We start from the raw sequence: 26,538 nt of genomic DNA, 5'->3' as shown, positions 1-26,538 counted from the left end.
CCAGGCTGAGTATGGGACTGAGCCGCAAATAGACATTAGCATTGAGCCCATACTTGTCAAAGCTAAGTTCAGGTGTCCGGGGCAGGGCAAAGATGAAATGTCCGCTTCGTGCCAACAGCGGACATGGCCAACCCCACCGGGTATTAATCAATGGGTGACAGGTCAGCATTACAAACCAAGAATCTGGAATAGCGCTGTTGCAGCCGCAGACAATGCCGCAAATGAATTGTACTTTGATTGAAGCCGCGCGGTGGCAAAGAAATCATGGAGATTTACATTAAGTTCGGGATTTTCATATGTGACCATGACAATTTTTTTGCCTAACTCAACTTTTGCTGTGGCAGATTTAATCCATAAAATTGCGGATAAAACTCCAAAAGTTAATGACACAACATGATGATCTTTAATCCAGCTCATCACAAAAAGTATATCTTCCACTCATCACCTTCCTGATAAAGAACAATGGCATCGCTGACGAACAAGAAATCTCCTGTCGCGAGTATCTCGTCGATTTAAACCCTACACAAGTGGCTGACTATTCGAGCGGGATACAGCGGTAAGGCTAACTGTACCGTACCCGTAAACAGTGTGGGGCCAAAATCGGCGAGCGTTCTCGAATGATATTTAATGCCAACTCAGTCAGTGATGCGGGCAGCAGGCGGTTTCTGGCACGGCCGCGACTCTGGTTATTCATGCCAGGCGGCCGCCAGGGCTGGAGATAACGTTTTAGCAGGCGACTGCAATGACGCGGCGTGATACCGAGCATGTCGGTAGCCTGACCAGGCCGCAGATTGCGATCGATGACATCCTGAAGGATTTCTAGGCGGTTGATTTCTTTCACGGTGAACATCCCGGCGGCATGTACAGACATAGAAAACTCCTCATCAGGAAAAGTGAGTCGTTGTCTAGTCAAGCAGCTTTGAAGCTATAACCCGGACATTCCTAATGAGCCACAAATAGACATTAGCATTAAGCCTCTACAACCTTGGTGCGCATAATGTATATTATGTTAAATTGGATATTGAGTTCCCATAGGCTACTTATCATTCCCGGTGAATTCTTTAAAATCAGCATTCTTCCCCTTCTCTTCGGCAGCCCAACATGACTATCATCTCCTTTCTTTGCCATGACTCGAACGAACTATAACGACAAGCCTGAGGAAAGATCTATGCCGAAAGATTTGAAAGTTATTGATATCACTGTCCTCGCACAACAGCTCAACGCTATCGCCCAGACTGGACTCACTTATGCAAAAGATGTTTTCGATCGTGAACGTTATGAAACCCTTCAGCAAATGGCCGTTGAGCTGATCGGCTCCCGCTTTGATATTGACGCTAAGACGTGGAATCACGTTTCTGAAGTTGGCTACGCAACGCCGAAAACGGATGTTCGCGCATTCATCCTTCGCGAAGGCAAAGTTCTGATGGTTCGCGAAGCTGACGATGGTTTATGGAGTTTGCCCGGCGGTTGGGCCGATGTGGGCGATACGCCATCTATCGCCGTGAGCCGGGAAGTTAAAGAAGAGACCGGGCTCAGCGTAAAAGTGACAAAACTGCTGGGCGTGTGGGATCGCAACCTTAATGGACATCCACCCTACCCCTGGCATGTTTACAAACATATCTTCCTGTGTGAGGAAACCGGCGGTAGCCTAGCCTTAAGCCACGAATCCACCGATATTGGCTTTTTTGATATTAACGAGCTGCCGGAGCTGTCGCTAACAAGGATCGTTCCTGAACAAATTAAAACGAGTATGGAGATTGCAATGTCAGACCGTCCGACGTGGTTCGACTAGCAAATGTGCCGGCATTAAGAGTACACCGCCATAACATCTTTTGACGGTGTACTCTATTCTCTTCCAGTAAACGGTTAGTCTATGCGTTTAAACTTTGTTCCAGGCGCCTGTTAGTTTAACATTGCCTGGGATTTTGATTTCAAGAGTATTACCAAACGCTGCATCTATTCTACTTAGCAGCGCTTTCGCATCTAGCCTTCCAATCTCTACCGGAGAAATTCCTGCCGCTGCTGCAAGCAGCGATTTTAAATTACCTACTTTACCTTTTATTGCCTTGACATTACTGAGAGGACCCGCATGGAGTAAATCTGCGCTGGCAAAAAACTCCGTGTCCGGACCAAGCGCTTGAATAAGTTCATCAATACTGAATTCTGCATAGTGCGTTGAATTAGCAAGGAACTTTCTGTTGGCCACCTCTCCATTTATTGATAGAAGGAAAAATGTAAACCCGGTATTCCCCAGTCTGCGCCAGTCATCCTCGTTGGTATTACTAGTACTCGATCGTGAAAGAGATTTAACCCCTTTTTTTACCAGGTCCATATTGGTGGCAATTTCATTAAAGGACGGTGCCTGCCCCGTTGGGGCTGATGTATAATGCCGAAGCGTAAACTTCATGTTAGCTATTTTTTCAAGGCTTTTTGCTGGTAAAGATGCATTTGAATACTTAAGTTGATTTTGAGTAATTTCATCCATCATCTCAAAAGGATATGTTCTGTTTTCAGCGTCATAACCGGGCCCGTACCTGTCAAAAACGTCCTCCGCCGATTTAGGCTGACTTCTTAGGCTTCTGGCAGGCGCCGATGATGGGCCAGGGAGCGGCTCATCAGCTGTGTCGGCAGGCATTACCGGTGGGGCTGACTGTTGTACCGGTATAGCCGCTGATGGCGTTGATGTTGATGCTTTTACAGGACGCGGAGGGACTTTGGGCCGTACCGATGGGCCTGATGCCCCCCCTCCGTTGCCACCTTGTTGTTGAAACATTGCAAGCCTGTCACTAAAGCTCTTTCCATCTGCATTCTCATCAACTACAGGAACCATCCCACCAATATCTTTCAGGCTGACCGGATTATTTCTTACCATCCGGTACAGATTCAACCCGTCCACCTCGCCTGCCGGGTCAGCGCTCACCCAGCGGCACAGCCACGGGGCATAGTAGCGGTGGCCGTAGTAGTACATCCCGGTACCGTCCCGCTCCTTGCCCGAGTAGCGCACGGTCTTGTAGCTGGCCTCCACCTCGTTGCGCCCCGCCCACACCGCCGTGCCGCCGAAGGGATAGTACTCCTCCCGGCTGATAAGCTGCCCTTCACTGTCCAGCTCCAGCGCCAGCGAGCCGATATTGTCGTCCACGCTCCAGCGCACCTGGTCGTTGGCCGCAATCTCCTGTGGTCTGCCCGTCTCCCAGTGCAGCACCCGGATACCCGCCCGGCCCGCCTGGCCGGTGATGACGTGCAGATCCTCCGTCAGCGACGGCGCGGCGCTGCTGCCCGCGGTCTCCTGCCAGCTTTTGCGCAGCTCCAGCCCCGGCAGGTAGCGCACCTCGTCCACATTCCACAGCCCGCTACCGCTGTTCACCAGGGTCCGGGTCTGCCTGCGTACCCGGCGGCTGCCGCTGTACTGGTAGATTTCCCGGTCGTTGTCGTCGCTGCTGCGGCTCACAATAGTTACCCGCCGTAAGTTATTGCTGCCGTCCCAGGTCAGTGGGGTGCTTCCCGACGCGCTGGGCTGGAGCGTCAGCAGGTTGCCGTTAGCGTCGAACCAGTCTGCCACCTCATCCGGCGTCTGCGCTCCGCCATCGTTCTGCTGCACGCTGCGGTTGGAGATGCTCTCCGTGGTCATGGTGCGGGTGAAGCTGGCTGCCCCGGTGTGCGCCAGGGTGGCGAGGTTGCCGCTGTCATCATACGTATAGCTGCGGGTATAGTTCACGTACTGGCTGTCGTCTGACATCACGGGCAGACTGCTGTACTGCATCCCGGTGTTGCTCGCGTTCTCGCGTCCGGTGGCACTCAGCAGCTGGTAGAGCGCATCGTAGGTAAACTGCCGGGTGCCAGTCGTGGCCTGGTTGCGGTAGTAGTGCGATGCCACGCTGCCGTCGCTTAGGGAGGTGACGTTGCCGGTATTATCATAACCGTAGCTGAGGGCCTGCAGCATGGTGCTGTCCCCACGCTGTGCCGTGATCGTGGCAAGCCACTGGTTCTGCGGGTCGTAGCCGTAAGTGGTGGTCACGCCGTTGCCGGCAGACTCGGCCAGCACCTGGCCTGCCGCGCTCCAGGTGACGCTGTCAAGCAGGGTCTGCGCCTTCCCGCCTGACGGGGTCACCGTCTGGTGACAGACCGCGCCGCTGACGTTATAGCGCCAGGCCTGCAGATGGTCCTTCGCATCCGTCTGCTTCAGCACCGCGCCACGGGCGTCGGCGGTGACGGACGTAGTATACGTCTCCGCCTCCAGCAGCGCCTCCCGCCCGGCCTCATCCTCCGGCCAGTCCGGTAACGCTTCTGCCGACGCCAGGAAGCGCTGCCCCTGACTTAGCGGCGCCCCGCTCAGCGCCACCGAGTTCACCTGAACCACGCCGCCATTGTCATACTGCGCCACGCAGACGCCACGCAGGTTGTTCCCCTGCGAGCCGTCATCTGCTGGACCGCTGTCACCGTAGTCGCTGCGCCAGCTGACGCGGATTTCACTCCCGCTCAGTTGCTCACTGCCGAATGAAGGACGGCCCGGCTCGTCATACGCTACGGTCTGCACCGTGCCGCGTCCGTCCCGGCTCCACACCGGACGGCCTGCGGCATCAAACAGCATCACCTGCCCGCCGCTGTCGGTGCTTTCGCGACGCAGTACCTGGCCTGCCAGCGAGGAAATGCTGCGCAGGTTTGCCGGAGCCGTATTGTCTGCCGCCCAGGCGGTAAAAAGGCGCGGGTCACGGTTTTGTAATACCCGGCTGTCATCGCTAATGTGATTGTGGTTAACCAGCAAAGAGAGCGGATCGGTTGCCAGTTTACGATTCCAGTTTAGGGTGCGTACCATTACACCCCGATTATCGGTGACGCTGACCACCGGCGTACCGGTGGCAAGAGTTGTACTACTCATAGCTTACTCCTTCAGATAAGCCTTATTGGTTATTTTATTTGCTGCCAATACTATTCGTGGCTAAAAGTCTGGCACAATCTTCAATCTTAATAATTATTTGATTTTTATGTTTTTTATAATATCAACAGTCTGCAAGAGAGATGAGTTATAAGAGCGTACCAATGACCGTTTATTGTGAAATTAGGTGCACTGAGATGTGATATCTACGGATATATAGAAAGATAATGGCAAAAATATAAGAGGGATATGTGCTCTTTTTATTGGTGGCATAATAAAAAGAGCACGCTGAAGCCATAAATACTTACGACACTCCGCGCATAGCCGCGCGCGCTCTCCTGACCCGAACCTTGACGCTAATAATCGACAGCGCAGCAATCGCCATCAGCAACACACCTACTGCCGACATGGCCGTAAAGCCAAACCATCTGAACAGGAACAGGCCCGCAATGCCGCCGGTTAGAAATGAGAAGATCGTTGTGAGATGAGTCTTAAGCTGGCTTTTCTGCGCGGCGCTATCTTTAGAGAAATCCCGGCGCAGCATGGCTGCCAGCACCGACGCCAGCGAGATCCCCGCATCGGTTAATGTCCCGGTAATATGTGTCGATCTGACCCGGCCACCGGAGAGCTGCGTGGAGGTCGAGTTATGCAGGCCCATCAGGCCACAAAGAACAACGACGATTTCCCGGTTCGATGAGAATGTATGAAAGTAGATCTCATAGAGCGATATCCCGGTCAGGAGGATGCCCTCGACGAATAGAATCTGACAGAAAATCAGTCGGCAGTTATGCACGATCCCCCATAGCACAATGATGCGGGCAAGCACCGCCCCGCTGACAAAGGCGATGATGATAGCGCTAAAAAACAGCACGTCCCGTAAATCCGTATTGGAGACTTCGCTGGAGAGCTGCGAGGTATTACCGGTCATGTGGGAGGGAAAGAAGCCAAAGGCACCCAGTGCGATAGCATTCAGCAGGCCTGCCGCTGTAGCCAACCACAGGGCTAACTTGCGGTCCTCATTATGCGAGCGTGTTCTTTTCAGTTTAATCAGCAAAGATAACCTCCGGTTACCAACCTCAGCTAAATCATTAAGCTAGCAGAACTACAGCCTCTCACGACTAAGACATACCTGAATTCAAAGAGATCTGTTCAGCGAGAATTTTCTTCAGCTCTGGAATACAGGAGCCACAGTTAGTCCCACACTTTAGCTTGGCGCCGAGCTGCTGCACGCTGCCGCACCCCTGGCGCACGGCGTCAGCAATGGTCACTTCACCTACTGCAAAGCAGCTGCAGATCGTTGCCCCGGCTGAAGCCTTGCCGTTTTCAGCCCTACCGGCCAGCAGAGCCAGACGCTGCTGCGCAGTCTGCGGAGACTGGCTGAACGCAGCCACTACCGCCTGCCGTTCCAGTTCAGGGCGTTCGCGGTGCGCGTAAAACGCCAGCTGTAGCTCGCCGTCCGCCCACGCCAGCAGGTTAAAACCGTCATCGCCCAGACGGGCTGACTGACAGGTCCACTGCCCGGTATCAACGTACTCGTTGAGCCACGCCAACCACTCCTGAGGCGTGGAGGAGTCTGCCAGCACGTAATGCGTGATGCCTGGCTGCGCGATCCGGCTCCAGTAGGCTGTGGCGGGCGGCGTAAGATGGCTGCCACGCATCAACAGTTCGCCTTGCCATACGGCCCGCCATTGACGCAGGCTAACCGGCATGTGTTTACTCTCCGGCTGACCGGAGAGCGGATCGGTGTGCGCCTCAACGAGCGCGTCCACCCTCGCCTGCTGGCTAAACTGACTGTTCCAGTGCATCGGCACAAATACGCTGCCGCGCGGTTGCAGGCTATCAGGCTGGGCGCGCAGCAGCAGCCAGCCGTGGGATGATGAAACACGCACCAGATCCCCGGCGCGAATGTGCGGCGCATCATCAGGATGGAACTGACAATACGGCTCGCTGATATGTTGCATCAGGCGTGCAGATTTGCCGGTGCGGGTCATCGTATGCCATTGATCGCGGATCCTGCCGGTGTTCATGACCAGCGGATAAACATCCGTCGGCTGATTGAGCGGCAGCCGCGGCGTAATAGCGATCAGCCGCGCTTTTCCATCAGCATGGAAGAACCACCCGTCGGTAAATAGTCGCTCCCTGCCCTGTGGGTTTGCCGCGTTGACCGGCCACTGCACCGGGCACAGCTCATCCCACTGCCGATCGGAGATCTGCGCGAGGCCGCTGATATCAAATGCCCGCGTGCCGTCGTTTTCAAAGCCGGACAGTGCCGCATGCTCGCGAAATATCTCCGCCGGATGTTGATACGCAAACGCCTCACCAAACCCCAGCCGCTGTGCAACCTGAGTGAGGATCCACCAGTCCGGTTTCGCCTCACCCGGCGCAGGCAGGAAAGCGCGCTGTCGTGAGATACAGCGTTCAGAGTTGGTCACGGTGCCATTTTTCTCGCCCCAGGCCTGAGCAGGCAGGCAGATATGGGCCGCACGGGTGGTGTCGGTATCGCGCATGACGTCGGAGACAATTACCAGCGGGCAGCGCGCCAGCCCGGCACGTACCCGATCTGCGTCCGGCAACGAGACCAGCGGATTAGTACCCATGATCCACACTGCCTTTATCTGCCCCTTCTCAATAGCACGGAACAGCTCAACGGCGTTAAGACCGGCGTTTTTTGTGACGTTGTCACTCTTCCAGAAGCGCCCTACGCGCTCGATATCGTTGGCAGTAAACCCCATATGCGATGCCAGCTGGTTCGCCAGCCCGCCTACCTCCCGGCCGCCCATCGCATTTGGTTGACCGGTTATCGAAAATGGACCGCACCCCTCGCGCCCTATTTTACCCGTCGCTAAATGCAGGTTTATGATGGCGTTACACTTATCCACGCCCGAGCTGGACTGATTGATGCCCATCGAATAGAGCGTTACCAGGCGATCGCTATCGGCAATCATTTGATAAAACGCCCGCAGCTGCGCCAGCGGCAGGCCACAGAACTCAGCGGTTTTTGCCTCCGTCCAGTGACCTGCCGCCGCAAGCGTTTCATTGGCACCCTGGGTGTGATGCGCCAGGAAGTCACTGTCCAGCCTGCCACGCTCTGCCATTGCGTTCAGCGCCCCGCAAAACAGCGCGGCATCGCTGCCGGGACGCAGCGGCAGATGCAGGTCGGCGACGTCGCAGGTAGCGGTCTGGCGCGGATCGATGACAATAATACGCATCTCTGGCCGCGCTTTTTTGGCCTGCACCAGTCGCTGATAGACCACCGGGTGAGCCCAGGCAGTGTTCGATCCGGTGAGGATCACGCAGTCGGCCAGCTCCAAATCCCGATAGCTGCACGGCACGGCATCGGCCCCAAAGGCCCGTTTATAGCCCACCACCGCCGAGGCCATACAGAGCCGCGAATTGGTATCCATATTCCCCGCGCCGATAAATCCCTTCATCAGCTTGTTAGCGACGTAATAGTCCTCCGTCAGCAGCTGGCCGGAGCCGTAAAATGCCACCGCCTGCGGGCCATACTCATGAATGATGTTCTGCAATCCCTGAGCCACCGCATCTAAAGCCTGCGGCCAGCTTACCGGTTGGCGCTCGATCTCCGGATGCAGCAGACGCCCCGCCAGATCCAGCGTCTCCCCCAGGGCGCTGCCTTTAACGCATAGCCGCCCGAGATTGGCGGGATGCGCACCGTCGCCGCTGGAGGTAAAACCCTCTTGCTGTGGCTGCATCTTTACGCCACACCCTACGCCGCAGTAGGCGCAGGTAGTTGAAACCGGCGCGCTGCTCATAGGCTGACCGTCTCGATTATCTCGGTGGGCCGGGCCGTGTGGCTCGCAGGCTGCTCCTGCACCCAGACGCGTCCGCCCTCCACTTTCACCGGCCAGACGCTGAGCGTGCTTTGCTCATCGTCTACGCTGCGGCCATCCCGCAAACGGAACCGCTGCTTATACAGAGGAGAAATCACTACCGGCTCACCCTTCACATCACCTAGCATGCCGCGAGCCAGCACGTTGGCGTCGCTATTTGGCTCATGGTTGCTGAGAGCAAACACCTGCTGAGGATGATCCGGCAGATGGAACAGCGCAATCTGCTGATTGCTTAGCCGGGCCGCCATGCCTGCATTGGCCGGGATCGCACTCAGGTCGCAGATCTCCACCCAGCCCTGCGCCGTCCGTACTTGTTCATCACTGTTAACAAAGGCTTTAAACAGCGCGAGACGGTCGGGCGTCGCTAGCGTGGTCTGCCATTCGCACTGATAGGTCTCGACCACGACCTGCATCTCGCTTTCAAGTTCGGCGGCGATATTCAGGCTATCTTCCAGTACCACCTGACGCAGGTACTCCATACCGCCTTCAAGATTATCCATCCAGGTACTGGTACGCTGCAGACGGTCGGCAGTGCGAATATAGAACATCAGAAAACGATCCACGGTGCGGATCAGCGCCTCCGTGCTCAGGTCCTGGGCCAGCAGATCCGCGTGTCGCGGCTTCATGCCGCCGTTGCCGCAGACGTAGAGGTTCCAGCCCTTGTCAGTGGCAATCACGCCGACGTCTTTGCTCTGCGCTTCGGCACACTCCCGCGTGCAGCCCGAGACGGCCATCTTGATTTTGTGCGGCGATCGCAGCCCTTTGTAGCGGTTCTCCAGGTGTAGCGCCAGTGCGGTAGAGTCCTGTACGCCGTAGCGGCACCAGTTCGATCCGACGCAGGACTTCACCGTTCTTAGCGACTTACCGTAGGCATGACCGGTTTCAAATCCGGCATCGACGAGCAACTGCCAGATCTCCGGCAGCTGCTCTACCCGTGCACCAAAGAGATCGACCCGCTGCCCGCCGGTGATTTTGGTGTAGAGATTGTAGCGTTTGGCTACCTGACCGATGGCGATCAGCCCGTCCGGCGTGATCTCCCCGGCCGGAATGCGTGGCACTATTGAGTAGGTGCCATCTTTCTGGATATTGGCAAAAAAGCGATCGTTGGTGTCCTGCAACGGGAGGTGCTGCGGCTTGAGCAGGTAATCATTCCAGCACGACGCCAGCACCGAACCCACCAACGGCTTACAGATCTCACACCCGTGGCCCTGACCATGCTTGCTGATAAGTTCATCGAAGCTGCGGATGTTGCCCACGCGCACCAGGTGATAGATCTCCTGACGTGAATAAGCGAAGTGCTCGCAAATATCCTTTTTCACCTCGACACCCATCTCGCTCAGCGCGAACTCCATCACCTGTTTGGTCAGCGCCGCACAGCCGCCGCAGCCGGTGGCCGCCCTGGTGCAGGACTTAATCCCGGCCATGTCGCCGCAGCCGCCCTTTACGGCGTTGCAGATGTCGGATTTGCTGACGTTATGGCAGGAGCAGATCTGTGCCCCGTCCGGCAGCGCCGCGACACCCAACGCCTGGGGCGCACCGCCCGCGCTGACGGGCAGAATTAGCCCTTCCGGACTGGCAGGCAGCGGCATATCGTTGAGCATCATCTGCAACAGAGTGCTGTATTCACTGCTGTCGCCCACCAGCACCGCGCCCAACAGGCGCTTGCGATCCGCTGATACCACAATCTTTTTGTAGATCTCTGCCGGGCCATCCACCCAGCTGTAGCTTTCGCTGCCCGGCGTGCGGCCATGAGCATCGCCCACCGATGCCACTTCGACACCAAGCAGTTTCAATTTGGTGCTCATATCCGCGCCCTTAAAGGCCGCCTCGCCGCCGGCAAGCGTCTCCGCCAGGGTACGCGCCATCTGATAACCTGGCGCCACCAGCCCAAAAATCTGTCCGTTCCACAGGGCGCACTCCCCGACGGCGAATATAGCCGGATCGGACGTACGACACCGATCGTCAATCACAATCCCGCCGCGCGGGCCAACCTCCAGGCCGCACTCTCTTGCCAGCTGGTCTCGCGGGCGGATCCCGGCAGAGAAGAGCACCAGATCGGTCTCCAGATGGCTGCCATCAGCGAAGACCATCCGATAGTGGCTCTCCTCCCCCTGAATAATTTCACGGGTCTCTTTACTGGTATGTACCTGCACGCCGAGGGCTTCAATTTTACGGCGCAGCATTGCCGCCCCGCCTTCATCAAGCTGAACACCCATCAGCCGCGGCGCGAACTCCACGACGTGGGTTTCCAGACCAAGATGCTTCAGCGCATTAGCGGCTTCCAGCCCGAGCAGGCCTCCGCCGACAACCACGCCGACGCGACCTTTCTCCGCGCAGGCCTGAATCGCATCAAGATCGTCGATAGTGCGATAGACAAGGCAGCCTGGCATATCATTACCAGGAATGGGCGGCACAAACGGATAAGAGCCGGTCGCCAGAACCAGCACGTCATAGGCCGTCTGCCGCCCCTGCTTATCCACCACAAAACGGTGGTTGCGATCGACATGTTCAATGCCGTGTCCAAGGCGCAGCTCAATACCGGTTGACGCGAAGAAGTCGCTCTCTACCATCGACAGCGACTCAGCGCTGCGGCCGGAGAAGTATTCCGAGAGATGCACCCGGTCGTAGGCTGGCCTGGTCTCTTCGGCGAAGACAATGATTTGATAGTGAAGATGCAGTTCGCGCTCGACCAGCTGTTGCAGAAGATGGTGGCCTACCATGCCGTGTCCGGCCATCACTAATACGGGTTTTGACATAACATTGCTCCTCGCTATCTCAAGGGATAACGGCTCTTTCAGGGAAATGGGCTTTTCAGGGGTAAACAGGCTTGACTGGGGATGGCCAAGGCGGGCGAAATACGCTGGTCCATCGTTGATGTCTCCCCACAGCAGCACGCCTTTTAGCTGGTTATTCTGTATAAGCAGGCGGCGATAGTGGCCGTCGAAGGGGTCGAAGGTGGTGTGGATCTCAGCGTCATGCCCGGCATGCAGCGTCCCGGCGCAGAAGAGATGAATACCGGTAACCTTGAGCCGCAGCGGTACGTCATGGACGGCAAGCAGAGGTGCGCTAACGCCAGCCAGTCTGGCCGCCAGGGTCTCTGCTTGCTGCCAGCAGGGGGCCACCAGCCCGAACGTCTGCTCACCTAGCTGACAACATTCGCCCATAGCCGAGATGTGCGGATCGGAGGTTTGCAGCTGGTCATTAACCAGAATGCCGCGGGCGCAATCCAGCCCGGCCGCCTGCGCCAGGGCGATATTCGGACGCACACCGGCGGCAACGATGACCCGCCGGGCAGGGATCGCACGCCCATCGCGGAGCTTAACGGTCTGAACGCGTCCCGTTTCGTCCGCGCCATAGGCTATCGTTTCCGCTGCCAGTATCGTCTCAATACCCCGTGCCACTAGCTTCTCGCGCAGCAACTCTGCTGCCTGGGAGTCAAGATGCTGATCCATCAGATGCGGCCCACGATGAAGAAGAGTGACCTGCATACTGCGCAGCGCCAGCGCCGCAGCGGCCTCGATGCCAAGTACCCCACCGCCAATCACTACCACCGGTTGCCCTGCAACAAGCTCGTGCAGAATACTCTCTACGTCCTGCTGATTGCGGAAGCCGTGAATACCCGGCAGATCCGCCCCCGGCAGCGGCGGCATATAAGGTAGCGACCCGGTAGCAATAACCAGACGATCGTAACCCAGCAGCTGTCCGTTAACGCTTAAGGTGCGTGTCTCGCGGTCAATAGCGGTCACCGGAGAATCGGCAATCATCGTGACGTTGTAACGTTCATACCATGCGCTGTCGTGGGTAATGATGTCAGCAAAGCGTTTCTCACCCGCCAGCACTGGCGTAAGCATGATCCGGTTATAGGCGGGCCGCGCTTCGTTACCAATGACCACGATCCGATAACGCGCCGGGGCTAGCTCGCACAGCTTCTCCACCAGCCGCACGCCCGCCATACCGTTGCCGATCACGACCAGAACAGGTTTATCCATTCTGCTTACCTCGCCCGCTCTCTCAGGCCACGGCCCGGTGTTTTTCATGCAGGAAATGCAGCACCTGCTGGCGGTAGTGATGGAATCGCGAGTCGTTGGCTAGCGTCAGCCGCGAACGCGGACGCTCCAGCTCGACATGGAGCACCTCGCCGACCTTCGCCGCAGGCCCGTTGGTCATCATCATTACCCGGTCAGAGAGCAGCACCGCCTCATCAACGTCGTGGGTGATCAGCAGAATGGTGGTATTCAGACGGGACTGGATCTCCATCACCGCATCCTGCAGATGGGCGCGGGTCAAGGCATCCAGCGCGCCAAAGGGTTCGTCCATTAGCAGCACCTTCGGCTTCATAGCCAATGCCCGGGCAATACCCACCCGCTGCTTCATGCCGCCGGAGATCTCCCCAGGACGTTTGTGCATCGCATGCCCCATGTGCACTAGCTCGAGATTGTGTTCGATCCACGCCTGCATCTCGCTCTTGCTCATCTTGCCTTTGAAGACCTGCTCTACTGCCAGGGCAACGTTCTCAAACGCGGTCAGCCACGGCAGCAGCGAGTGGTTCTGAAACACCACGCCGCGATCCGGACCGGGACCGCTAATCTCCTGGTTATCACAGAGCAGAATGCCTTCTGTGGGATGGCTTAGCCCGGCGATCAGGTTCAACAGCGTGGATTTCCCACAGCCGGAGTGACCAATCAGGCTGACTGTTTCCCCGCGGGCAAGCTCAAAGCTGACGTTGTCCAGCGCCAGAAATGGCCCCGTTGCGGTTTGAAAGCGTTGGGTAACATTTTCTACGTGGATAATGGCTTTCTCATGTTTCATATCTGGCTCCTGACTGTTCTTATGACTAGTTGCCGTAGCTAAAACGGCGGGCAATGGCCATCAGCCCCTGTTCCAGGAGCATCCCCACTACGCCGATCAGCAGGATGGCGATGATGATGTTTTCCACATTGAGGTTGTTCCACTCGTTCCAGATCCAGAAGCCGATCCCGACGCCGCCGGTCAGCATCTCTGCCGCGACGATCACCAGCCACGCAATACCAATCGACAGGCGAACCCCGGTCAGAATGTGCGGCAGCACGGCGGGAAAGAGGATTTTGCGCATAACGGTGAACTCGCTCAGCTTTAGCACCCGCGCCACGTTGAGGTAGTCCTGCGGAATACGCATCACCCCCTCGGCGGTGTTGAGGATCATTGGCCAGATTGAACAGATGAAGATGGTCCACGCCGAGGCAGGCTCTGCCCGCTGGAACAGCAGCAGGCCAATCGGCAGCCAGGCCAGCGGACTGACCGGACGCAGCAAGGCGATGACCGGGTTGAGCATGTTAGCGATAAAGCTAAAGCGGCCGATGAGAAAGCCGAGAGGAATACCTACCAGTGCCGCCAGACCAAAGCCCAGCGCCACGCGTTTGAGCGAGGCCAGCACGTTCCAGCCGATGCCCATATCATTAGGCCCGGCGATATAAAACGGCTCGGCGAAGATGAGCCTTGCCGCTTCCCAGGTTTTCAGCGGCGTAGGAAAACCGCTGCTGCTGAGGGCGGCGATCTGCCAGAGGGTAATCAGCACAACTGCCCCCAGCACACCGGGCACCGCTTTTTGTAGTCCACCGCGTAGTGCTTCACGAAATTTATTCGCAGGTGCGGATTTCGTTATCTCCGGCTGCGGCGTCGGGCTCGCCGTCTTCAGGGGCAGGATCTCAGCGCTCTCCGGCTCGGTGGCCAGCGCAACAACGTTAGTTTTTGTGTTCATAGTCTTAGCCTCACTTAGCGTTTCATGGCAAAACTGTTGGCGTACTCAGCGGGGTTGCTGCCGTCCCACACCTTGCCGTCAAATAGGGTGCTGCTGCGCATATCGCTGGTGGGCAGATTGATGCCCCCTGCTGCTGCTGCCTGCTTATAGATGTCGGTGCGGTTGATCTTCTTAGCGATGGCCAGATAGTCCGGGTCGCTATCGATAAGTCCCCAGCGTTTGTGCTGGGTCAGGAACCACATGCCGTCTGAGAGATACGGATAGTTCACCGCGCCGTCGTTGAAGAAGCGCATACCGTGGGCGTCTTTCCACTTTTTGCCCAGCCCGTTGTCATAGTCGCCGAGCATCCGCCCCTGAATGGTCTCTGGCGAGGTATTGACGTAGGCGCGTCCTGCTATGGCTTTCGCCGTTTCCATCCGGTTTGCGTCGGAGGTGTCGATCCAGCGGGAAGCCTCCAGCACCGCCGCAGTCAGGGCGCGGGCCGTATTGGGGTTAGCGGCCACCCACGCAGAGGTGGTGCCAAGAATTTTCTCCGGATGATCGGGCCAGATCTCCTGGGTTGTCGCGGCGGTGAAGCCAATCCCGTCGAGAATGGCGCGCTGATTCCAGGGTTCACCAACGCAGTAGCCGCTCATGTTGCCGATCTTCATATTCATCACCATCTGCGGCGGCGGCACTACAACGTTGCGGACGTCGTTGAACGGATGGATCCCGGCGTTAGCCAGCCAGTAGTAGAGCCACATAGCGTGCGTGCCGGTGGGAAACGTCTGGGCAAAGGTGTAGGTCCCCTTCGGACTGCCATCGACGGTTTTTTTCAGCGAGGCCGCATCGGTCACGCCCGCCTCTTTCAGCTGGTTTGAGAGGGTGATCGCCTGGCCGTTATTGTTAAGGGTCATCAGCATCGCCATATCGTGCTGCGGGCCGGAGACGCCGAGCTGAAGGCCGTAGACCAGCCCATACAGCACGTGGGCGGCATCCAGCTCGCCGGAGACCAGTTTGTCGCGCACCGACGCCCAGCTGGACTCTTTGCTGAGGGTGATTTTGATCCCGTACTTCTCATCAAACTTCTTCACCGCCGCCATCACCACCGAGGCGCAGTCCGTTAAGGGAATAAAGCCTACGCGGATCTCTTTTTTCTCTGGTGCATCAGAACCCGCCGCCCAGACGCTATTCATAAAGCCCGGTAACATCATGCTGCCGCCCAGCAGCGCGCTGCTCGCCAGAAATCGGCGACGGGAGAGACTCACCACGGTGTTGTTATCGTCTTGCTTCATTGCGGCTTCCTGTATGGTGAAAAAATGCGCAAAAAAAAGCGTCCAGTTAGCGCTCAGTCTCCTGAACGCTAACGGACGCCTTTATCCGAAATGCTAACTAAACCGCCGTTGGCTTAGTCACTATGTGCTTTTTAGTAATGCAGCTTGTGTGCCAACTTCTGTTGCCCTTTAAAATCAGGGAAATAAGTCAAACTCGACGGCGGATAGGGATCACTCTGCACCGCAACGGTTTGTGACTTGCACACCGTCGGTGCAGCTACTCCTTAAGTGTTATGATGCGGATTTACTCATCACTGCCGCGACGGAGAGCATCGCTTCCGCAATCTCCGCCAGCTTCTTATTCTGTTTCATCGCCATGTCTCGCAGGGTTTTGTGAGCCTGTGGCTCGCTCATGCCGTGGTGCTGCATCAGCAGGCCTTTGGCGCGCTCCACCAGCTTCCGGTCAGCTAGCGTGGCGCGCAGCGCGGCCAACTCGGCATCCTGGGCCTGGAGCTGGCGAGACTGCTGCTCAATAAGCTCAAGCACGGAACGACTGAGCTGGGGTGGGATCAGCGCCGCGTAGTGGTTATCCTGCTGCGGCAGCTGCTCAATCTCCTGCTGCTGACGTGCGCCGAAGCGTTGAGCATCGCAGATCCGCTGCTCGCAGCAGGTCATCAACCACTCTTCCAGCCGATCCTCAATGAGTTTCATGCCGTCAATGCGTGCCGTGGTGATGTCAAACCAGCGCAGTGCGATGTCATTGCTTTCGCCTGAGGGAGAGGTACAGGTGCAGGCAATACGGCGGAAACGCTCCAGCTCACTGCTGTCGGCGCGCTGCTGCTGTTGCCACAGCGTGAGAGAGCGCTCATCGGCGAACTCCATAAAGGTGTTAAAGCAGCGCTCCTGCCCCTCAATCAACGTCAGCAGCTGCTGATGCGCACTATTATCGAAGTGATGTGCGGCAAAGCCTGCCGCGGCCAGGGCGCGTTCCTGGCCGGCCAGCTCTTTACCCTGCATAAAGCTGAACATGGCCAGCAGCGCCCGTGACACCGTGGGATCCCCGGAGGTATCGGCGGCTTCGAATACCAGCGCCAGATGGGTGCGTATTACCTCGCTATAGCGGCTCATGGCTTCGGGCTGCTGAATATTCTGCGCTGCAACCTGCTCCCGTAGCGCGGGCAAACTGCTCAGGCTGTGCAGGGCAGTGGCAATACGGCTAAACAGTCGCGATGCGTTAGCCATTGGCTGCCCGGCGAGATCCAGAGCCAGAAGCTGCTTGTCTACCGCCTGTACGGCCTGCTGAACCTGATGCGTGCGCTCGTTCAGCCTCTCGCCCCAGATAGTGCCTTGGGAACAGAGATAGATGTTGGCCGTGCCCCGCTCGCGCTGCAGGACATGGATAAGCTGGCTGATTGCACCCACCAGCTTGCTCATTTGCAGTAGCTGTTGCAGGCCAATAATTTCACTTTTTCTGGCGGCCAGCACGAAATCAAGAGCAGAAAGAGGCATGTTAGTACCTGCGCTAAGGAAACATACCGGAATAAAGCAAGATGCGTGCCGCATTTCCCCCTTTCCTTTTACTCCGCGCCCGCTATCCTAATCACCACATCCCAAACCATCGGACTGGTTATGACTGCACACGTATCCAAAGACCCTTTGCACGGCGTAACGCTTGAAATGCAGGTGAATGCCCTCGTGGCGCGCTATGGCTGGAGCGAACTAAGCAAGCTTATTAATATCAACTGCTTTAAAAACGATCCCAGCGTAAAATCGAGCCTCAAGTTTTTGCGCCGTACGCCGTGGGCGCGTGCGGAGGTCGAAGCACTCTACTTAGATTCACTGGACAGGGATTCACTGGACAGGGATTCACTGGATGATGCCGTCCCGGTAAAACAGGACGAGCCTGCTTTTAACCCATGGGCTAATAGCCGCCTGAATAAGAGCTGAAACAGAGATGGCGCGACACATTACACGGTTAGGCGCACTGGTTGGCTGCGCGCTTTTACTTGCCAGCTGCTCTTCTAAACCACCGAAATCACTGGTTACCCCGCTTCCGCCCGTAACGAAGCAGCCTCTGCCGGATAGCGCTGCCCGGAGTAATGAGCCGGTGCGCGGCGTCTGGCTGACGACGGTCTCTCGTCTCGACTGGCCGCCGGCGTCGTCGGTTACCGCCAGCCCTGCGCTGCGCATCAGCCAGCAGCAGAAAGCGTTAACGGATAAGCTGGACAACCTGAAGCGCCTTGGGGTCAATACCGTCTTTTTCCAGGTGAAGCCTGACGGTACGGCTCTCTGGCCCTCTAAGATCCTGCCGTGGTCGGATATGCTTACCGGCACTATCGGCACCGATCCCGGCTACGATCCGCTGCAGTTCATGCTGGATGAGGCCCACAAGCGTGGCATGAAGGTTCACGCCTGGTTTAACCCCTACCGCGTCTCCACTAATACGAAACCCGGTACCGTGGCCGAGCTGAACCGTACCCTGCCGCTCAACCCGGCCAGCGTCTTTGTGCTGCACCGCGACTGGATCCGTACCTCCAGCGATCGCTACGTGCTTGACCCTGGCATTCCGGAAGCCCGGGACTGGATCACCAGCATCGTGGCCGAGGTAGTAGCCCATTATCCGATAGACGGCGTGCAGTTTGATGACTACTTCTATACGGAGTCGCCCGGCTCGACCCTTAACGATAATCAAACCTACCAGAAATATGGCAGCGGATTTGCCTCAAAGGCGGACTGGCGGCGCAACAACACGCAGCAGCTGATTGAGCAGGTGTCGCGCACCATTAAGCAGCTGAACCCTAACGTGGAGTTTGGCGTAAGCCCCAGCGGCGTCTGGCGCAACCGCTCCCACGATCCCGCCGGGTCCGATACGCGTGGCGCGGCGGCCTATGATGAGTCCTATGCCGATACGCGTCTGTGGGTGCAAAAAGGTCTGGTGGATTATATCGCCCCGCAGATCTACTGGCCCTTCTCCAGAGACGCAGCGCGTTATGATGTGCTGGCAAAATGGTGGGCGGACGTGGTGAAACCCACCCATACGCGCCTCTATATTGGCGTGGCGCTGTATAAGGTGGGTGAACCATCGAAAACCGAGCCGGACTGGACGGTTAACGGCGGCGTGCCGGAGCTGAAAAAGCAGCTTGATCTCAACGATGCTCTGCCAGAGATCGGCGGCACCATTCTGTTCCGGGAGAACAACCTCAATCAGCCCCAGGCTCAGCAGGCGGTGAACTACCTGCGGAGCCGCTGGGGCAGTTGATTAGCGAACGTTGATTAGCGAAGCGCGCCGGAGGTGGCAACCGCCTCCACGCGCTCCATCGCTATTGGGATGCTCTTATAAGCCGGGATCCCGCTTTTGGTATCGTGGCTGTCAAGCGGTACCATAACGTTGGCTTCAGGATAGTAGGCGCCTACTGAACCCGGGGCCATATCGATCACCACGATAGTCAGGTTGTGCATACGCCGCTCGGTGGCGTTGCCTTCGTGATCCAGCGCGACGATGTTGACCTGATCGCCCACCCGCAGGTTACGCTTCTCGGCCTCGTCAGGATTGATAAACAGCACGTCCCGCCTGCCGGTAACGCCGCGATAGCGGTCATTCAGGCCATACAGCGTGGTATTGTACTGGTCGTGGCTGCGCAGCGTGGTCAGCACCAGATCGTGGCACTTAAGCGAGCGCGGATCTTCATTAATGCCCTGCATAATTTTGAACTCGGCTTTACCGGAGGGCGTATTCCATACCCGCTCCGATGCGGTATTGCGCAAGCGGAAACCGCCCGGCTTTTTCACCCGTTCATTGAAGTTGTCGAAACCGGGAATGGTCGCCTCAATGGCATCGCGGATGAAGCTGTAGTCCCCGATCATTCTGTCCCAGTTGACGACGGTGTTCGGCAGCGTTGCTTTCGCCAACGCGGCGACCAGCGCAGGCTCTGATTTCAGGTGCGGTGAGGCCGGATTGAGCGAGCCGTGAGAAGCATGCACCATTGACATGGAGTCCTCAACGGTAATGCTCTGCTCACCGGAGGCCTGAACATCCCGCTCGGTACGACCCAGTACCGGAAGAAGATAGTTATGCTTGCCCAGCAGCAGGTGGGAGCGGTTGAGCTTGGTCGCCATATGCACAACCAGATCGAGCTTGCGCATCGCCGGGAAGGTCACCTGCGGATCGGAGATCGCCTCCGCCAGGTTACCGCCCAGACAGAGCAGCGCTTTAGCCTGGCCGTCGCGCATCGCCTGAATGGCTGCTACAGCGCCATGACCGTGCTTTTGCGGCGGCTTGAAGCCAAAGACCTTCTCAATGCTGTCCAACAGCGACTGGGAGGGGATCTCAGTAATACCCACGGTGCGATCGCCCTGCACGTTGGAGTGGCCGCGCAGCGGGCAGATGCCAGCCCCCTTTTTACCGATGTTGCCGCGCATCAGCAGCAGGTTAGCGATCTGCTGAACGTTCTGCGTGCCGTACTGATGCTGGGTGATGCCCATACCGTAGCAGACGATCGTCCGCTCGGCGTTGGCATACAGTCGGGCAACGTGCTGGATCTCCTTGCGCTCCATACCGGAGACCTTCAGGATATGCGCCCACTCGGTAGCATTGAGGTCAGCTTTAAGCGCCTCAAATCCCTGGGTGTGCTCGCGAATAAATTCCTCGTCAATCACCCCCGGCTCGCCTTTGGCTTTCGCCTCCTCATGCATCGCCAGCAGGATTTTCATCACCCCTTTTAGCATCGCCGCGTCGCCGCCGACCCGTACCTTGTAGTAGGTCGACGCCAGTTCGGTGGAGCTAAGGGACAGCATCTCGATAGGGCTTTGCGGAGAGGTAAAGCGCTCCAGACCTCGCTCGCGCAGCGGGTTGATAGCAACGATGGTCGCGCCACGTCTGGAGACCTCCCGCAGCGTGCCGAGCATACGCGGATGGTTGGTGCCGGGGTTATGACCGATACAGAGTACCAGGTCGCAGTGGTCAAAATCCTCCAGCTCAACGGTTCCCTTGCCTACGCCGATGGACTCCGGCAGGCCGACGCTGGTGGGCTCATGGCACATGTTCGAGCAGTCCGGGAAGTTATTGGTACCATACTCGCGGGCAAAGAGCTGCCAGAGAAATGCGGCTTCGTTGGAGGCGCGGCCAGAGGTATAAAATTCGACGCTGTCGGGATCGTCATAGCGACGCAGATGCTCGCCAATCTCCCGGAAGGCGGTCTCCCATTCAATGGGCTGGTAGGTATCGCTGGCGGGGTCGTATTTCATCGGGTGGGTCAACCTACCCTCGCCCTCAAGCTCAAAGGCGTTACGCTCCCATAGCTCGCTGACGGTATGGGCGGCAAAGAATTCCGGGGTGGTACGTTTGCTGGTGGCTTCCCAGGAGACGGCTTTCGCGCCGTTTTCACAAAACTCAAACGAGGAGGAGTGCTGCGGATCGGGCCACGCACAGCCTGGGCAGTCGAAGCCTTGTGGCTGATTAACTTTGAACAGGGCAATGACGTCCTGCTTCACCGACATCTGGCCGCGTATTGCGTCGGCGACGGCTTTTAATGCTCCCCAACCGCCTGCTGAACCGCCATAGGGTTTGATACCGATAGTACGATTTTGCTCTTTCATAATGCTCCACAATTGCTATCGCCTTTTCTGTAAGCCTGGTACAGGAATTGTGGGTAAGTGAACTAATCAGAACAAAAATCCATATTTGGATCGGTTAGGGATCGTGAAAACTCATGGTAAAGCCCTGCTCGCGCCAGTGTTCCAGCTGCTCCTGCTGACGATGCGTCAGCGCTTTGCCGGTCCACAAAAAGATATGCTGGCCGGGGAACAGCTCCGGGCGCGGCACCTCCAGCGGCTCTGCCAGCAGGTCAATATGCCAGCCCCGCTGCGACAGTCGCCATGCCTCCAGCCACAGTCGGGTGCGATCCTCGCTGCCCCAGCCAATCAGCAGCGCTTCCCTGCCCGCTTTTTTCCGCGCGTTAACCACGCATGAGACAGCATACTCGGTGATCGCACCATCCAGCAGGCTGGACATGGTGCGAGCCGTGTTTTGATCAAGAGTGAGACGTTTGCGTACGGGGACGAAGATATGGTCGATGAGGACGTCTACGGCGTGGTCACGCCCGAGCGCGACAATGGCCGCGCGCAGCTTAGCCGGGCGGACCTGACGCAGCACGGCCATCATCTCTTCCTGCAGAGATGCCCAGTCATCGTGAGCAAGAACCTTATTATCTTCCAGCAGCGCCTTAACCTTACTCACCGGGACGCCGCTCTCAATCCAGCGTTTAATCTCTTTGATCCGCTGAATATCTTCCTCATCGAACTGACGATGTCCGCCCTCGCTGCGCTGCGGTTTCAGCAAGCCATAGCGCCGCTGCCAGGCACGGAGCGTGACCGGGTTTATCCCGCATCTTTCAGCTACATCGCCAATACTATAAAAGGCCATCAACTCCCCTAAACTTAACGCTGCTACGCTCATGTTCAAATATTAGTATCTCATAAACCCGTTCTTTTTTCTGGCCAGGCCACGGCAGGAATACCAGCAAAATCGGGACGGGCAAACAGGTAGCCCTGGAACTGAGAGATGCCAGCTGACTCGAGCCACATCCACTCCTCAGGCTGCTCAACGCCCACGGCAGAAACCAGGATCTCCAGCGAACTACAACACTTAATAATGGCCTGGATAATCGCCTGCCGGGGTCCACTTTTATGTACATCTCTGATCAGGTCGCGGTTAATTTTAATCCTGTCCGGCTGGAACTGCGCCAGCAATAGCAGACCGGCAAAGCCCGCGCCAAAGTGATCGATAGCGACGCGAATACCCGCTGCCTTTAGCTGCCTTACCGCGTCGGTAAACTCTTCGAGGCGAGAGATCACCTCGCTTTCGGTAAACTCCACGATGACCTGCTCCGGCACCAGTCCGTTGGCCTGAATCTCCTGCAGGAGGAAATCGACCGCACCTGGGACTTTCACCAGCGTCATCGGCAGCAGGTTCACCGACAGCGTCTGCCCACCGATGTTTAGCCCGGCCGCCATGGCAAAGGCCACTTTTTTGCTGCGCAGGTCGGCCTCGTAGACCTCATCTCCCGTCAGCCCTGCAAACCAGGCCTCCGGAAAGTCTCCGCCCGGCGTACGCAGCAGAGCTTCAATAGAGACCACCTCACGGGCAAAGGGATCGATCATCGGTTGAAAAGCGAAGCTACACTCTGCGGTTTCATCCGCTGCCTGCGCTTCAGCACGGGTAGCGTTGTTATCAGAGATGAAATCCCAGGCATCTGCCGGTGGAATTTCATAGTAGTTCTCTTTTTCCCGCTCCTCGACGAAGGTACGAAAGAACTGTAGCGCACGGTCGTCATAGGTCAGCTGATACTTAGAGGTGCCCTTATCCAGCACGCGCTGGAGCACATCGTCCCGGTCATACTCTCTTAAGTTAAAGAGCTCCATGCCCGACTTGCCAAAGCGACGTGAGGGAGCATAGTCACACAGCAGCTCAACGAGGTTGTAGTGACGCGTGTCCTTGCAAATATCGCGGTAAATTTTAAACACGCTCTCTTCCGGCCCTTCAAGCAGCTGGAAGAAATGGGTACCGTTAAAAAGCAGAATACCTGTTACTTCGGCCTCGCCATTCTTTTGGTTTGCTGCATCTACCATCTCTTCCAACATTTTAACCGGTACATCGTCGCAGAGATGGCTGCGGTAAATAATGGTTGTAAGCATAGTTTTTCCGGGAAGATAAGTGTGTGGAGAGCCACAGTAGCAAATGACGGCACGCAGATCTTGTAATGATTGTGCCTGATTTTAAAGACAATCTTTCCCGTGTATAAGTATGCTGCTCAATACAGGGTACAGCTTTTTGCTATACCTGTACAAGTATTCTGAAGTTCTGGCGAATCACCATCATAACTCATTGAAAATAAGCATATATCAAAAATATCTAAAATAAATTACGAAAATTTGTACAGTTTCTATGTACAAGTTTGCCGAGTTTGTATAACTTTGTACTCGTTATCACAAATTACTGAATTTTACAGGAGTGACATATGCAGCAGAACGGTTATGTTCCGAATACAGCTAATGCCATTACCCGGTACTTCAATAAAGCTGCACTGCCAAGCCAGCAGGAGACGCTGGGTCAGATTGTGGTTGAAATCCTCAGTAGTGGCCAGAGCCTGAACCGTAAGGCAATCTGCACTAAGCTGCTTAGTCGCCTTGAAACAGCGTCCGATGCGGACGAAGAGAGCCATTACCATACGCTGATTGGCCTGCTGTTTGATCGCTAAGGACGTGCAAATGCACAGCAACTGATAGTTAAGTTTTTAAAGTCGCTTTTGGTGGGCTGGTATTCATGGAAGAAACGACGCCTTCACCAGGCGCAAACTCATGTCGCGTTTCCATTGCGGAACAGCGTGGCAGCAGAGACGCAGTTATGAACAGAAGTGAAGTTGAAAAATTAACAGATGAGCTGATTGGAGAAGCCGTCTTATCCCTCCTCAGTGAGAATGGGCCTGTCAACACCAGGGCACTTATCACGAGGCTGCGGTCTATGGAAGCAAAAGAGGCGGACGGCCGACGACGTGAGATACTCGGGCGTGTTATCGCCGAAATCAACAACAATACAAAAGTATCGATGCGCCATCAGGCCGGACGTGAGCAGAAGGACGCTGATAGCGAACAGAACGACAACGTGTTTCAACTGTTTGGCAATAGCCAGCAGCAGGGCACCAGTAAAAAACACTGACTGCACACATTTATCTAACTTTAACGGTACAACTTTATGCTTCAGGCTATGCTCCAGCAATCATCAGACGCTTTTGAAGCGCTGCCCGATACAGCCCTCTCCGCCTATTTCCGCAATGCGGGTGACGTTCTGGCGGATGAATCTACGGTACTGGGTGCAGTCGTCCGTTCGATCCTTGCTTCCGGCGGACATCTCACCAATAAAGCGATTATCCTGCATCTCATCCAGGCAATTGAATCCACTGACGACGTAGTGAAGAGCGATATCATTCGTAAAACGCTGGAGATTGTCGTCGACCATACGATGGATGACATCTGAGCTTAAGTTTAGTGATGTAGGCCTGATAAGCGCAGCGCCATCAGGCGTTGCTGGCTCTGCCGGGTGGCGGCTCCGCCTTACCCGGCCTACCAGAACAGCCCGAGCCGATTCCAAATCGTTCCAGTACCTCTCTCATCTCCTTAAGTTGCGGCTCTCTTCCCACTGTAGCCGTGAGCCTTGCTGCTACCGCCGCGATTTTGTCTTCGATTGTTAGGGTAATCTTGGTCAGCGTCAGGCTTTCCTGTCCCTCAGCATCAACACCGCTGATATAGGTGACGTTGTCACATCTGGCGATGGCCTGATAGTAAGAGACATCCGCCACGGCATCGGACTTATCAGGCTCATTACCGCTATGCCGCTCCTGCTGCCACAGTGGATCCGCCGCATAGCACTGCTGATTGAGCTGAATAGCGGAGGCCACATTCCCCTGCTCTCTGAGCAAGCGTGCCTGCGTGTTTTCGTAATTTTTTCGGGCAACTTCATGATCGAAAATAGTGGCGAGAGAAGTCTCCGGACTACAGTTAACTCTCCTTAACTGTTGGCCCCTGAAGTTATAGATCCGCATCTCCCCATCCTGTTGATGGTAGTAAAAATTAAGATAGGGATGAAACACGGTACCAGCAGGAAGAGGCAATGCCTGTTGAGGGCTTTTCTTATCAATAATTAGCCAGCGGGTGCCGGTATGACGCTGGTGACGACGCTGATTTTCAAAATAGATCAATGCGGTATGCGCCACGATGCCGTTAGCCTTCGCAACGAACTGTGCCGCCTGTCTATTCTGCCCGCTGTAGTGCATCACCAGCGTCTCCTGGGGAATGATGTGCTCCCAGTTATTAGCGCAATCGGCAAAATAGTCGTTGACGGTGGCGCGGTACGCAGCGATCTCCAGGTTCTGCTGACGAGCTACCTGCCCGAGCTCTGGCCCGGTAAGCGGCTTTTCGCTCAGGGCTAATGCCTTAGCATCATTGACTGACATCGGGGGATGATGCCCCGTCAAATATTGATAGATCGCCCTTCTCTTTTCTTCCTGGTTCAACGTATCAGCGATGCCGCAAAACTGTTCAACCCTTTTTAACTGTTCTGCGGTATCGGGATTACCCGCAAGTGAAATCTCACAGGTTTGAATTTCACGCCCGGCAGGGAGATTAACGTTGGTTAAAAGAGGCATAGCAGCGAACATAGTGCATAAATTTTCCCATAAATGTACCCGCGAAAACGCCGCCGGAAACAATTGCAAATCCGTTGAGTCCCGGCTGCGCCATCGCGGCGGGCGAGATAGCGGTCAGTACGGCAAAGAGATATTTGGTCAAAAAAGCGATCATCATCATCGGCAGTACAGTGTAGTCGGCAGGACGTTGCAGCGTGCGGGGTTCATTCCCAGGTTGAATGCGCTTTGGATTGATAAACTGGTAGCCAATGGCGGCACCTACTAATAGACCCACTACCCAGAGGGTCCATGTGCCCACCGTCGGAGGACGAAAGGCGATTAAATCGTAGAGATCCCATACAAGGAAAATAGCGGGCACGATCAGCAGCTTCTCTAGCTTTACGGTCGCGGGCTGACGCGCCTTGATGCCGCGTATGAGCAGGTAGATAAATAGCGCCCACACCCAGAGCGGCGTGTGTACGATAATTCCGGAGAGGTAATCCATCGTTATGCATGCTCCAGGTTACTCAGGCGATCTCAACTCTACTCCCATCAATGCCAGACACGATACGCCAATCTTACGACTCTGTGTAACAACCCACACTGTTTTCCTGCCTATTTCCTCTGTGATTCAGCCCACATTTTA

General features: G+C 56.3%; 21 protein-coding genes. 6 read left to right on the top strand and 15 right to left on the bottom strand.

What is annotated here, in order from left to right; translation table 11 throughout:
• Positions 1-168: 168 nt before the first annotated feature.
• Together RTM13_RS02980 and RTM13_RS02975 are read right to left on the bottom strand one after the other, a co-directional pair.
• Entirely contained in the window at positions 169-438 is a 270-nt protein-coding gene (locus RTM13_RS02980; protein ID WP_312209972.1) for a hypothetical protein, read from the bottom strand.
• Between the two features lie 124 nt (positions 439-562).
• Positions 563-871: a helix-turn-helix domain-containing protein gene (locus RTM13_RS02975; RefSeq protein ID WP_312209971.1), complete on the bottom strand. Its 309-nt coding sequence runs from the start codon at positions 869-871 to the stop codon at positions 563-565.
• A 297-nt stretch (positions 872-1,168) separates the two neighbouring features.
• Between RTM13_RS02975 and RTM13_RS02970 the strand changes: the two genes are divergently transcribed.
• Positions 1,169-1,792: an NUDIX hydrolase gene (locus RTM13_RS02970; protein ID WP_312209970.1), complete on the top strand. Its 624-nt coding sequence runs from the start codon at positions 1,169-1,171 to the stop codon at positions 1,790-1,792.
• 87 nt (positions 1,793-1,879) lie between these two features.
• Here RTM13_RS02970 and RTM13_RS02965 read toward each other — a convergent pair whose 3' ends face one another.
• The 8 genes from RTM13_RS02965 to RTM13_RS02930 form a co-directional block, all read right to left on the bottom strand.
• Entirely contained in the window at positions 1,880-4,876 is a 2,997-nt protein-coding gene (locus tag RTM13_RS02965) for an RHS repeat-associated core domain-containing protein (RefSeq protein ID WP_312209969.1), read from the bottom strand.
• Between the two features lie 301 nt (positions 4,877-5,177).
• The gene (locus tag RTM13_RS02960) at positions 5,178-5,927 is read right to left on the bottom strand and encodes a YoaK family protein (RefSeq protein ID WP_312209968.1); all 750 of its coding nucleotides are present in this window, start codon (positions 5,925-5,927) and stop codon (positions 5,178-5,180) included.
• 64 nt (positions 5,928-5,991) lie between these two features.
• Positions 5,992-8,646 carry a nitrate reductase gene (locus RTM13_RS02955; protein ID WP_312209967.1) on the bottom strand — a complete coding sequence of 885 codons (2,655 nt, stop codon included), beginning with the start codon at positions 8,644-8,646 and terminating at the stop codon, positions 5,992-5,994.
• A complete protein-coding gene (gene nirB, locus RTM13_RS02950; protein WP_312209965.1) occupies positions 8,643-12,713 on the bottom strand; it encodes a nitrite reductase large subunit NirB in 4,071 nt (1,356 codons plus the stop codon). The genes RTM13_RS02955 and nirB overlap by 4 nt, the downstream gene beginning before the upstream one ends.
• Positions 12,714-12,735: 22 nt before the next feature.
• Positions 12,736-13,533: an ABC transporter ATP-binding protein gene (locus RTM13_RS02945; protein WP_312209964.1), complete on the bottom strand. Its 798-nt coding sequence runs from the start codon at positions 13,531-13,533 to the stop codon at positions 12,736-12,738.
• Positions 13,534-13,558: 25 nt separating this feature from the next.
• A complete protein-coding gene (gene ntrB / locus RTM13_RS02940; protein WP_312209963.1) occupies positions 13,559-14,461 on the bottom strand; it encodes a nitrate ABC transporter permease in 903 nt (300 codons plus the stop codon).
• A 14-nt stretch (positions 14,462-14,475) separates the two neighbouring features.
• Positions 14,476-15,735, bottom strand: coding sequence for a CmpA/NrtA family ABC transporter substrate-binding protein (locus tag RTM13_RS02935; RefSeq protein WP_312209962.1), 1,260 nt, complete (start codon positions 15,733-15,735; stop codon positions 14,476-14,478).
• A gap of 270 nt (positions 15,736-16,005) precedes the next feature.
• On the bottom strand, positions 16,006-17,223 hold the full coding sequence (locus RTM13_RS02930; RefSeq protein WP_312209961.1) for a nitrate- and nitrite sensing domain-containing protein: 1,218 nt from the start codon (positions 17,221-17,223) through the stop codon (positions 16,006-16,008).
• Positions 17,224-17,343: 120 nt separating this feature from the next.
• On the opposite strand from RTM13_RS02930, the gene RTM13_RS02925 reads away from it, so the two are divergent.
• Complete coding sequence (locus RTM13_RS02925; protein ID WP_312209959.1) at positions 17,344-17,661, top strand: VF530 family protein; 318 nt, start codon at positions 17,344-17,346, stop codon at positions 17,659-17,661.
• Between the two features lie 7 nt (positions 17,662-17,668).
• On the top strand, positions 17,669-18,973 hold the full coding sequence (locus RTM13_RS02920; protein WP_312209957.1) for a glycoside hydrolase family 10 protein: 1,305 nt from the start codon (positions 17,669-17,671) through the stop codon (positions 18,971-18,973).
• A gap of 14 nt (positions 18,974-18,987) precedes the next feature.
• Here RTM13_RS02920 and RTM13_RS02915 read toward each other — a convergent pair whose 3' ends face one another.
• From RTM13_RS02915 to RTM13_RS02905, 3 genes are all read right to left on the bottom strand, one after another.
• Complete coding sequence (locus RTM13_RS02915; RefSeq protein WP_312209955.1) at positions 18,988-21,309, bottom strand: FdhF/YdeP family oxidoreductase; 2,322 nt, start codon at positions 21,307-21,309, stop codon at positions 18,988-18,990.
• A gap of 94 nt (positions 21,310-21,403) precedes the next feature.
• Positions 21,404-22,135 (bottom strand): MerR family transcriptional regulator, encoded by a 732-nt coding sequence (locus tag RTM13_RS02910; protein ID WP_312209953.1) that lies wholly within the window; start codon positions 22,133-22,135, stop codon positions 21,404-21,406.
• 50 nt (positions 22,136-22,185) lie between these two features.
• Positions 22,186-23,406, bottom strand: coding sequence for a diguanylate phosphodiesterase (locus RTM13_RS02905; protein WP_312209952.1), 1,221 nt, complete (start codon positions 23,404-23,406; stop codon positions 22,186-22,188).
• A gap of 323 nt (positions 23,407-23,729) precedes the next feature.
• Between RTM13_RS02905 and ycgZ the strand changes: the two genes are divergently transcribed.
• From ycgZ to RTM13_RS02890, 3 genes are all read left to right on the top strand, one after another.
• Positions 23,730-23,969 (top strand): regulatory protein YcgZ, encoded by a 240-nt coding sequence (ycgZ, locus tag RTM13_RS02900; protein ID WP_312209950.1) that lies wholly within the window; start codon positions 23,730-23,732, stop codon positions 23,967-23,969.
• A 65-nt stretch (positions 23,970-24,034) separates the two neighbouring features.
• Positions 24,035-24,427: a hypothetical protein gene (locus RTM13_RS02895; protein WP_409456023.1), complete on the top strand. Its 393-nt coding sequence runs from the start codon at positions 24,035-24,037 to the stop codon at positions 24,425-24,427.
• Between the two features lie 36 nt (positions 24,428-24,463).
• The gene (locus RTM13_RS02890) at positions 24,464-24,745 is read left to right on the top strand and encodes a biofilm development regulator YmgB/AriR family protein (RefSeq protein ID WP_312209948.1); all 282 of its coding nucleotides are present in this window, start codon (positions 24,464-24,466) and stop codon (positions 24,743-24,745) included.
• Positions 24,746-24,785: 40 nt separating this feature from the next.
• On the opposite strand, the gene RTM13_RS02885 is transcribed toward RTM13_RS02890, so the two are convergent.
• Positions 24,786-25,925 (bottom strand): hypothetical protein, encoded by a 1,140-nt coding sequence (locus RTM13_RS02885; RefSeq protein WP_312209946.1) that lies wholly within the window; start codon positions 25,923-25,925, stop codon positions 24,786-24,788.
• Complete coding sequence (locus RTM13_RS02880; protein WP_312209944.1) at positions 25,891-26,397, bottom strand: hypothetical protein; 507 nt, start codon at positions 26,395-26,397, stop codon at positions 25,891-25,893. Before RTM13_RS02880 ends, RTM13_RS02885 begins: the two co-directional genes overlap by 35 nt.
• Between the last annotated feature and the right edge of the window lie 141 nt (positions 26,398-26,538).

The sequence above is a fragment of the Pseudescherichia sp. genome, from assembly GCF_031979925.1.
Taxonomy (GTDB): Bacteria; Pseudomonadota; Gammaproteobacteria; order Enterobacterales; family Enterobacteriaceae; genus Pseudescherichia.
The sequence above is the reverse complement of the archived record's forward strand: the minus strand, read 5'-3'. Positions and strand labels throughout refer to the sequence as shown.

What these genes read in the sequence shown, in the direction of transcription:
- RTM13_RS02910 (WP_312209953.1), bottom strand. Translation starts at nt 22,135, where the DNA reads ATGGCCTTTTATAGTATTGGCGATGTAGCTGAAAGATGCGGGATAAAC.
- RTM13_RS02905 (WP_312209952.1), bottom strand. Translation starts at nt 23,406, where the DNA reads ATGCTTACAACCATTATTTACCGCAGCCATCTCTGCGACGATGTACCG.
- RTM13_RS02970 (WP_312209970.1), top strand. Translation starts at nt 1,169, where the DNA reads ATGCCGAAAGATTTGAAAGTTATTGATATCACTGTCCTCGCACAACAG.
- RTM13_RS02885 (WP_312209946.1), bottom strand. Translation starts at nt 25,925, where the DNA reads ATGTTCGCTGCTATGCCTCTTTTAACCAACGTTAATCTCCCTGCCGGG.
- RTM13_RS02920 (WP_312209957.1), top strand. Translation starts at nt 17,669, where the DNA reads ATGGCGCGACACATTACACGGTTAGGCGCACTGGTTGGCTGCGCGCTT.
- RTM13_RS02955 (WP_312209967.1), bottom strand. Translation starts at nt 8,646, where the DNA reads ATGAGCAGCGCGCCGGTTTCAACTACCTGCGCCTACTGCGGCGTAGGG.
- RTM13_RS02965 (WP_312209969.1), bottom strand. Translation starts at nt 4,876, where the DNA reads ATGAGTAGTACAACTCTTGCCACCGGTACGCCGGTGGTCAGCGTCACC.
- ntrB (WP_312209963.1), bottom strand. Translation starts at nt 14,461, where the DNA reads ATGAACACAAAAACTAACGTTGTTGCGCTGGCCACCGAGCCGGAGAGC.
- RTM13_RS02915 (WP_312209955.1), bottom strand. Translation starts at nt 21,309, where the DNA reads ATGAAAGAGCAAAATCGTACTATCGGTATCAAACCCTATGGCGGTTCA.
- RTM13_RS02975 (WP_312209971.1), bottom strand. Translation starts at nt 871, where the DNA reads ATGTCTGTACATGCCGCCGGGATGTTCACCGTGAAAGAAATCAACCGC.
- RTM13_RS02880 (WP_312209944.1), bottom strand. Translation starts at nt 26,397, where the DNA reads ATGGATTACCTCTCCGGAATTATCGTACACACGCCGCTCTGGGTGTGG.
- RTM13_RS02890 (WP_312209948.1), top strand. Translation starts at nt 24,464, where the DNA reads ATGCTTCAGGCTATGCTCCAGCAATCATCAGACGCTTTTGAAGCGCTG.
- RTM13_RS02925 (WP_312209959.1), top strand. Translation starts at nt 17,344, where the DNA reads ATGACTGCACACGTATCCAAAGACCCTTTGCACGGCGTAACGCTTGAA.
- RTM13_RS02945 (WP_312209964.1), bottom strand. Translation starts at nt 13,533, where the DNA reads ATGAAACATGAGAAAGCCATTATCCACGTAGAAAATGTTACCCAACGC.
- RTM13_RS02930 (WP_312209961.1), bottom strand. Translation starts at nt 17,223, where the DNA reads ATGCCTCTTTCTGCTCTTGATTTCGTGCTGGCCGCCAGAAAAAGTGAA.
- ycgZ (WP_312209950.1), top strand. Translation starts at nt 23,730, where the DNA reads ATGCAGCAGAACGGTTATGTTCCGAATACAGCTAATGCCATTACCCGG.
- RTM13_RS02935 (WP_312209962.1), bottom strand. Translation starts at nt 15,735, where the DNA reads ATGAAGCAAGACGATAACAACACCGTGGTGAGTCTCTCCCGTCGCCGA.
- nirB (WP_312209965.1), bottom strand. Translation starts at nt 12,713, where the DNA reads ATGGATAAACCTGTTCTGGTCGTGATCGGCAACGGTATGGCGGGCGTG.
- RTM13_RS02895 (WP_409456023.1), top strand. Translation starts at nt 24,035, where the DNA reads ATGGAAGAAACGACGCCTTCACCAGGCGCAAACTCATGTCGCGTTTCC.